Raw genomic sequence first — 7,859 nt, 5'->3', positions numbered from 1 at the left:
CCTGCTGGCACGGGGGCTGTCACGGCTGGACCGGCCGGTGCGCGCCGCGATCGAACCCGAGCCCGGCTGCGTCATCGAGACGACCGGCCGGCTGCGACGCACGCTCGCCCGTGCCGACCCCGAGTGGATCGGGAGCTGCCTGGACCTGTGCCACCTCGCGGTCGGGTTCGAGGACCCGGGCGCCGCCGTGGCCGCCGCGGCGCCCGTGGTCAAGGCGCAGGTGTCCGCCGCGCTCCAGGCCGACGAACCGGCGGATCCGGAGACCCGCCGGGCGCTCGGGGCCTTCGCCGAGCCGCGTTTCCTGCACCAGACCCGGGCGGCCGACGGCCGGAGCTGGGACGACCTCGGCGAGGCGCTGTCCGCCGGGGGGCCGGGCCCGTGGCGGGTGCACTTCCACATCCCGCTGCACGCCAAGCCGGAGCCGCCCCTCGCGACCGCGCACGACACGCTGGTCGACACGCTCGGCGTCCTGCTCGGCGGCCCGGCGGCGCTCGTCGACCATCTGGAGGTCGAGACGTACACATGGGACGTCCTGCCCGCCGGGCACCGGCCCGGCGGCGCGCGCTCGCTCGTCGACGGCATCGCCGACGAGCTCGCCTGGACCCGTGACCGGTTGCTCGCCCTGGGACTCCGCGAGGTGATCACTTGAACGACACGGACCGCCGGCCGATCCTCGTCCTCGACGTCGTCGGCCTGACCCCCCGGCTGCTCGCCCACATGCCGAACGTCGCGGCGGTGGGCACGGCCGGCTTCTCCGCCGGGCTCGACACCGTCTTCCCCGCCGTCACCTGCTCGGTGCAGGCGAGCCTGCTCACCGGGACGCCGCCGCGGGACCACGGGATCGTCGGCAACGGCTGGTACTTCCGCGATCTCGGTGAGGTGTTCCTCTGGCGCCAGCACAACGCGCTGGTCCAGGGCGAGAAGGTCTGGGACGCGGCGCGCCGGCGGCACCCCGGATACCAGGTGGCCAACGTGTGCTGGTGGTACGCCATGGGCGCCGACACCGAGCACCTGGTCACGCCCCGCCCGATCTACCACGCCGACGGCCGCAAGTCGCCGGACTGCTACACCCGGCCGCCGGAGCTGCACGACGAGCTGACCGCCGAGCTGGGCCCGTTCCCGCTGTTCTCGTACTGGGGGCCCACCGCGTCGATCAGATCCTCCCGCTGGATCATCGCGGCCGCGCGGCGGATCCTCACCTCGAAGGAGCCCGACCTCACGCTCGTGTACGTGCCACACCTCGACTACGACCTGCAACGGTACGGGCCGGACAGCCCCCTGGCGACGGCCGCCGCGCACGAGGTGGACACCGCGCTCGGCCCGCTGCTGGAGGCCGCGCGGGACCGCGGCGCCGTCGTCGTCGTGCTGAGCGAGTACGGCATCACCGCGGCGCGCCGCCCGGTGGACGTCAACCGCGCGCTGCGGCGCGAGGGGCTGCTGGAGGTGCACACCCAGGCCGGGATGGAGTACCTCGACCCGTGGGCGTCACGCGCCTTCGCCGTCGCCGACCACCAGGCCGCCCACATCTATGTCGCCGACTCCGCCGACGTCCCGCGCGTGCGTGACATCGTCGCCGCGCTGCCGGGAGTCGCCGAGGTCCTCGACGAGGCGGGCAAGGCGGCGTACGCGATCGACCACCCGCGCGCCGGCGAGCTGGTCGCGGTGGCCGAGCCGGACGCCTGGTTCACCTACTACTACTGGCTCGACGACGAGCGGGCACCGGACTTCGCGCGGACCGTCGAGATCCATCGCAAGCCCGGCTACGACCCGGCCGAGCTGTTCTTCGACCCCGGTGACCGGGCGGTGAAACTGCGGGCGGCCGCGGCGCTGGGCCGCAGGAGGCTCGGCCTGCGCTCGACGCTGTCGGTCGTCTCCCTGGACCCGTCCTGCGTACGCGGCAGCCACGGCCGGCTCCCCGACACCCGTGCCGACGGCCCCGTGCTGCTCTGCTCCGACCCCGATCACGGACGCGAGACGTACGCGGCGTCCGAGGTGAAGGACCTGCTCCTGCGGCTGAGCCGACTGCCCAGCCGGACCCCGTGACGACGACTCCTGGAGGACACCATGCCGCGACCGATCACCTTGTTCACCGGCCAGTGGGCCGACCTTCCGTTCGAGGAGGTGTGCCGGCTCGCCTCCGGCTGGGGCTATGACGGTCTGGAGATCGCCTGCTGGGGCGACCATTTCGAGGTCACCAAGGCGCTGGAGGACGACGCGTACGTCCAGGGCAGGCTCGAGATCCTCGACAAGTACGGCCTGAAGGTCTGGGCGATCTCCAACCACCTCGTCGGGCAGGCCGTCTGTGACCATCCGATCGACCAACGCCACCAGGCGATCCTGCCGTCGCGCATCTGGGGTGACGGTGAGCCCGAGGGCGTGCGGCGCCGCGCCGCCGAGGAGATGAAGAACACTGCGCGGGCCGCCGCCAGGCTGGGCGTCCGTACGGTCGTGGGCTTCACGGGTTCCTCGATCTGGCACACCGTCGCGATGTTCCCGCCCGTGCCCGAGTCGATGATCGAGGCCGGCTACCGAGACTTCGCCGACCGCTGGAACCCGATCCTCGACGTCTTCGACGAGGTCGGTGTCGGCTTCGCGCACGAGGTGCATCCCAGTGAGATCGCCTATGACTACTGGACCACCGTGCGCACACTGGAGGCGATCGGGCACCGGGAGGCGTTCGGGCTGAACTGGGACCCGTCGCACTTCGTCTGGCAGGAGCTGGACCCGGTGAACTTCCTGCTCGACTTCGCCGACCGCATCCGCCACGTCGACTGCAAGGACGCGAAGGTGCGCACCGGCGACGGCCGCCGCGGCCGCCTGTCCTCCCACCTGCCCTGGGCCGACCTGCGCCGCGGCTGGGACTTCATCTCGACCGGACGCGGCGACGTGCCCTGGGAGGACTGCTTCCGCGCGCTGAACGCCATCGGCTACGACGGGCCGATCTCCATCGAGTGGGAGGACGCGGGCATGGACCGGCTGGCCGGTGCGCCCGACGCGCTCGCCTACGTCCGCCGGCTCGCCGAGATCGAGCCTCCGGCCGCCGCGTTCGACGCCGCCTTCGGCTCCGGCGACTGACCCCGGACGAGACGCCGCGACCGGCGGTGGTCACGTGGTGGTCTCCGCCGGTCCCGGCGTCGCCGATGCGCTCTCCGGCCAGGCGCCGCAGCGGGTGGCGGTGTGCCGTCACCGTCGTCGCGCCACATCACACGCCAGCGCCGCGCCGGTGGCCGACTCGCGGCATTCGGGGAGCCGTTCGGGGGTCCCCTCGTAGAGGACCCGGCCGCCGTGACGTCCAGGGCCGGGGCCAAGGTCGATCACCCAGTCGGCCCGGCGGATCACCTCCAGGTGGTGTTCGATGACGACCACGGTGTTGCCCTTGTCGACCAGCCCGCCGAGCACGTCCAGCAGGGTGTCGATGTCGGACAGGTGCAGCCCGGTCGTCGGTTCGTCGAGAACGTAGAGGGTGTGCTCGTCCGGGCCCGCGAGCTCTTTGGCGATCTTCAGACGCTGGCACTCGCCTCCCGACATCGCGGTCAGCGGCTGGCCGAGCCGTACGTACCCGAGGCCGACCTCGGCGATGTGACGCAGGGCGCGCACGATCCCGGGATCGTGGAGCCGCCGGGTCGCCTCGGCGACGGTGAGATCGTCCACGTCCGCGATCGTCAGGCCGTCGACGGTGTGCGTGAGAGCCTCATCGGTGAACCGCCTGCCCCCGCACGCTTCGCACCCGGCCTCGTGGCCGTCCATGAAGGCGAGATCGGTGCGGACCACGCCCACTCCCTCGCACACCGGGCAGGCGCCGGCGGAGTTGGCGCTGAACAGCGCGGCGCCGACGCCGTTGCGCCGCGCGAACAGTCTCCGGATCGCGGGCGCGACCCCGGAGTAGGTGAGCAGGGTCGAGCGGCGGCCGGTGGTCACCGGGCGCTGATCGACCGCCGTGGCCGGATGCCGGTCCATGAGCTCGGCGACCAGGCTCGACTTGCCCGATCCGGCGACGCCGGTGATCACCGTCAGCACTCCCGCCGGGATGTCGACGGCGACGTCCCGCAGGTTGTTGCGTCTCGCGTTCTCGACCCGCAGCCTCCCGGTCGCCACGCGCGGTCGCCGGGGAGCGGGTGACGCGCGGAGCCCGCGCCCGGTCGGGGTGCCGGCGGCCGCCAGATGGTCGAACCCGCCGTCGAACACCACGCGTCCGCCATCGGCGCCGGCGCCGGGGCCGATCTCCACGATCCGGTCGGCGACCCGCATGACATCGGGGTCGTGCTCGACGACGAGGACCGTGTTCCCCCTGTCCCGCAGCCGTCTCAGCAGGCCGGTCATGGACCGGACGTCGTGCGGGTGCAGGCCTGCGGTCGGCTCGTCGAAGACGTACAGCATCTCGGTGAGGCCGCTGCCGAGATGCCGCACCGTCTTGATGCGCTGTGACTCGCCGCCGGACAGGGTGGTCGTCGGCCGGGCGAGCGAGAGGTATCCCAGCCCGATCGCGGTCAACGCCGTGAGCTTCTCGCGCAGCGCCGCGACGACCGGGGCGACGTTCGGTTCCCGCACCCCGGCGATGACGTCGGCCAGCTCGCCGATCTCCAGCCGGCTCATCTCGACGACGGTGCGGCCGAGCACCCGCGCCGCGCGGCCGGCGGCGCTCAGCCGTTCGCCGTGGCAGTCCGGGCAGGCCGCCGACCGGGTGAACCGGTCGAGCACGGCCCGTTTGCGCTCCGACAGGTGGTCCGCCGTGTGCAGGTAGATCCGTTCGAAGAACTCGGTGAGGCCCTCGTAGTCCCTCGGCGGCCGGGGCGTGAGCCGTGCCGCCGCCTCGCCGCCGTGCAGCAGGGCCCGCCGCTCGTCGGCGGTCCACTCCCGCAGCGGTCTCGACGGGTCGAAGGAGCCGATCTCGGCGTACCGCCGGTACCGGTACTGGCCGTTGTCGAACCCCGGCAGCAGAATCGCGCCGTGGTCGAGCGACCTGTCCGGATCGAGCATCCGCTCCGCGTCGGGGGTGAGCGTCTCCCCGAGGCCCGCGCAGGTGGGGCACATGCCGGCGGGGTCGTTGAACGAGAAATGGTTCGACTCCCCCACGTACGGCTCGCCGACCCCGACCGTTGACCGCGCGTTGCCGCCCAGACGCCTCTGGTCGATCACCACCACCGGCGAGAGCCCCTCGATGAGATCCACCTCCGGGCGGCTCCACTGGGGCAGGCGGTTCCGTACGAACGGCGGATAGGTCTCGTTCAGCTGGTAGCCGGCCTCGGCCGCGATCGTGTCGAACACGAGCGAGGACTTGCCCGATCCCGAGACCCCCGCGAACACCACCAGTGCGCCGCGCGGCACATCGAGGTTCACGGCCATCAGGTTGTTGGTGCGCGCGCCACGGATACGGATCACGCGTTGCTCCTGCTGGAATACGACCACGTCGCCACCGTAGGAGCAGACGCGGTCAGACCATGACCGCAATAGAGTGGGGCTCGTGCCCGACATGACGCACCGCACCCTCGAACTCCTGGCCCAGCTGCAGACGGGCCGGCGGTTCAGCGGCGAGGAGCTCGCCGCGCGCCTGGACGTCAGCCCGCGCACGTTGCGCCGCGATGTGGAACGGCTGCGCGAGTACGGCTACCCGGTCACGACCCGGCCCGGCCCCAGCGGCTTCTACCAGCTCGCGGCGGGCCGGACGCTTCCGCCGCTCATCCTCGACGACGACGAGGCGCTCGCGACGCTCACCGGACTCGCGCTGCTCGGCTCCACCACGGCGGCCGGCTCCGGCGCCGACTCCCGGGGCGGCATCGGGGGACCATCACCGACGCCTACACCTATCTCCGGCTGCTGTTCTCGCGGGGCCCGCCGCCGATCGCGCATACGGCAAGATCGACCAGTTCCTGCCGAAACGGCTCCGGCCGCGCGTCACCGCCTTCCGGGCGACCGTCGAGGCGGCCCCCCAGGCGGCGCCCAACGTCGACGCCGACCTCCTGGCGATCCTCGGGTCCGCCTCGGCCCGGCACGAGCTCGTCACCTTCGCGTACATGAGCCGGACCGGCGGCACGACCGCACGCCGGGTCGAGCCGTACCGGCAGGTCCACTTTCACCTGCGCTGGTACCTGCTCGCCTGGGACCTCGACCGGGCCGATTGGCGTACGTTCCGGCTCGACCGCATCAGCGGGCTCTCGGCCACCGGAACGCCCTTCACGCCCCGGCCGCTGCCGGCGCGGTCCGCCGCCGCGTACCTGCGCGAGGAGGTGTCCGCGGGGCGTCACCGGGCGGTGGTCGTCATCGACGCCCCGCCCGCCGTGGTCGGCGACGCGCTGAGGTTCCAGGACTTCGACGTCGTACCGCTGCCGGAGGGACGGAGCCGCGTCACCGCCCGGGTCGACTCCTTCGAATGGCTCACCCTCAACCTCGTCCCCATCGGGGCGGACTTTCTCATCGAGGAACCGGCCGAGTTCCGTGACCGCTGCAAAGAACTCGCCTCCCGGCTGGAGCGGGCCGCGCGTTGAGCGGGTTACGCTCGTCAGTCGTCATCGTCGATCGAACAGAGCGCGGTGAGGCCGATATGGGTGGTCCCGGCGAGAACGAGGGCGCGCCGGCCCGGCGCCCGCCGAGGGAGCAGTTTCGGGCCTACCTCGAAGGTCACCGGCGCAACCCCCTGACGACGACGCTCACCGGAGCCCGCTTCCTCAACGCCTTTCAGGTGCCCTGGTTCAGGATCGCTCCCCCGCGCGGTTTCGGCGTCCTCACCACGGTCGGCCGCAAGACCGGAAAGACCCGGCGCACGTGCGTGCGGGCGATCCGGGACGGCACCGGCGCCCCCACCGATGAGAAGATCCGCGCGATGCACGAGAAGTGGTACACGGACGGGACACCGGTCGTCATCGAGCTGTCCACCGGACGGTAACGAGGACCCGTGCCGCCACGCCCGTGCCGGTACGGTTTCGGCGAGGGACCGCGCGCTGGGGAGAGCCGATGACGCACGTGACCACCGAGGTGGCACGCCCTCGGGAGGCGGTCGGGCCGCTGATCCGGGGCCTGGTCGTGCTGCGCGAGTTGGCCGCGGCGGGCGGGCGCGGAAGCGCCAGCGGGCTCGTACGTGAGACGGGGCTGGCGCGTTCCACGGTCGATCGGAGCCTCAGCACGCTCGCGCGTCTCGGCTACGTGCGACCGGACGGCCGGGACACGGTGCTCACGCCCCAGGTGATGGAACTCGGCAACGCCTACCTGACGGCCTGCGGGCTTCCCGATCTCCTCGGAGCGATCGCCGAACGGCTCGCCGACGATCTGGACGAGTCGGTCTGGATCACCGTTCCGGACCGGGACGGCGTGCGTTTCGTCCATCAGGCCTCGCGACGGCGCGCGATGTCGGTGGCCTTCCGCGTCGGCGACCTCCTCCCCGCACAGTGCGGAGTGGGAGGGGCGCTGTTCGCGGCCGAGTGGACCGAGGACGAGTGGCGGTCCCGGCGCCAGGGCGGGGCGACCGGCGGCGGCTTCGCGGCCCTGTCACGTGGGGTGGGAGAGGCCGCCGGGTCGTTCGAGGAACGGATCACCCGCGCACGCCGGGACGGCTGGGCACTCGACGATCGGCTGCTCGAGCCGGGACTGGTCGCCGTCGCGATGCCGGTACGCGACCGTACGGGGCGTCAGGCGTGCGCGGTGAGCGTGGTCAGCCACACGAGCCGGCACAGCGCCGGATCGCTGCGGGAGGCGGTGTTGCCCCGGCTTCGCGAGGCCGTCGCGGCGATGGAGGACGTGCCGGCGACCGCGGTCACGCCGCGCGCCCCGGCCATGCCGCGCGAACGCGCGGCCAAGCGCGAGTTGGGCGCGGAGTTCGTGGAGTCCTTCGCCCGCGGCCTCGGCGTCATCACCGCCCTCGGCGGGTC

At 72.6% G+C, this 7,859-nt stretch carries 6 protein-coding genes and 2 pseudogenes; 7 read left to right on the top strand and 1 reads right to left on the bottom strand.

The annotated features are described in order from the left end of the window. From ACFFNX_RS35350 to ACFFNX_RS35340, 3 genes and pseudogenes are all read left to right on the top strand, one after another. Positions 1-649 (top strand): annotated as a pseudogene (locus ACFFNX_RS35350) (metabolite traffic protein EboE); the annotation flags it as partial. Beyond that, positions 646-2,043: an alkaline phosphatase family protein gene (locus ACFFNX_RS35345; RefSeq protein WP_378210283.1), complete on the top strand. Its 1,398-nt coding sequence runs from the start codon at positions 646-648 to the stop codon at positions 2,041-2,043. The pseudogene ACFFNX_RS35350 and the gene ACFFNX_RS35345, both read left to right, overlap by 4 nt. Before the next feature lie 21 nt (positions 2,044-2,064). Continuing rightward, positions 2,065-3,075, top strand: a complete 1,011-nt coding sequence (locus ACFFNX_RS35340) for a sugar phosphate isomerase/epimerase family protein (RefSeq protein WP_378210281.1) — start codon at positions 2,065-2,067, stop codon at positions 3,073-3,075. A 108-nt stretch (positions 3,076-3,183) separates the two neighbouring features. Here ACFFNX_RS35340 and ACFFNX_RS35335 read toward each other — a convergent pair whose 3' ends face one another. Continuing rightward, positions 3,184-5,379 carry an ATP-binding cassette domain-containing protein gene (locus ACFFNX_RS35335; protein WP_378210278.1) on the bottom strand — a complete coding sequence of 732 codons (2,196 nt, stop codon included), beginning with the start codon at positions 5,377-5,379 and terminating at the stop codon, positions 3,184-3,186. 91 nt (positions 5,380-5,470) lie between these two features. Between ACFFNX_RS35335 and ACFFNX_RS35330 the strand changes: the two are divergent. From ACFFNX_RS35330 to ACFFNX_RS35315, 4 genes and pseudogenes are all read left to right on the top strand, one after another. After that, positions 5,471-5,578, top strand: a pseudogene (locus ACFFNX_RS35330) (HTH domain-containing protein); the annotation flags it as partial. A 433-nt stretch (positions 5,579-6,011) separates the two neighbouring features. Beyond that, positions 6,012-6,482, top strand: coding sequence for a helix-turn-helix transcriptional regulator (locus tag ACFFNX_RS35325; RefSeq protein ID WP_378210276.1), 471 nt, complete (start codon positions 6,012-6,014; stop codon positions 6,480-6,482). A gap of 56 nt (positions 6,483-6,538) precedes the next feature. Beyond that, positions 6,539-6,880 carry a hypothetical protein gene (locus ACFFNX_RS35320; protein ID WP_378210274.1) on the top strand — a complete coding sequence of 114 codons (342 nt, stop codon included), beginning with the start codon at positions 6,539-6,541 and terminating at the stop codon, positions 6,878-6,880. A 68-nt stretch (positions 6,881-6,948) separates the two neighbouring features. Further along, positions 6,949-7,859: IclR family transcriptional regulator (locus tag ACFFNX_RS35315; RefSeq protein WP_378210272.1), on the top strand; the 911-nt coding region annotated here is incomplete at its 3' end.

The sequence above is a fragment of the Actinoallomurus acaciae genome (assembly GCF_042429965.1).
GTDB lineage: Bacteria > Actinomycetota > Actinomycetes > Streptosporangiales > Streptosporangiaceae > Actinoallomurus > Actinoallomurus acaciae.
Note: the sequence above shows the minus strand (reverse complement) of the source record. Positions and strands in the feature narration are given on the sequence as shown.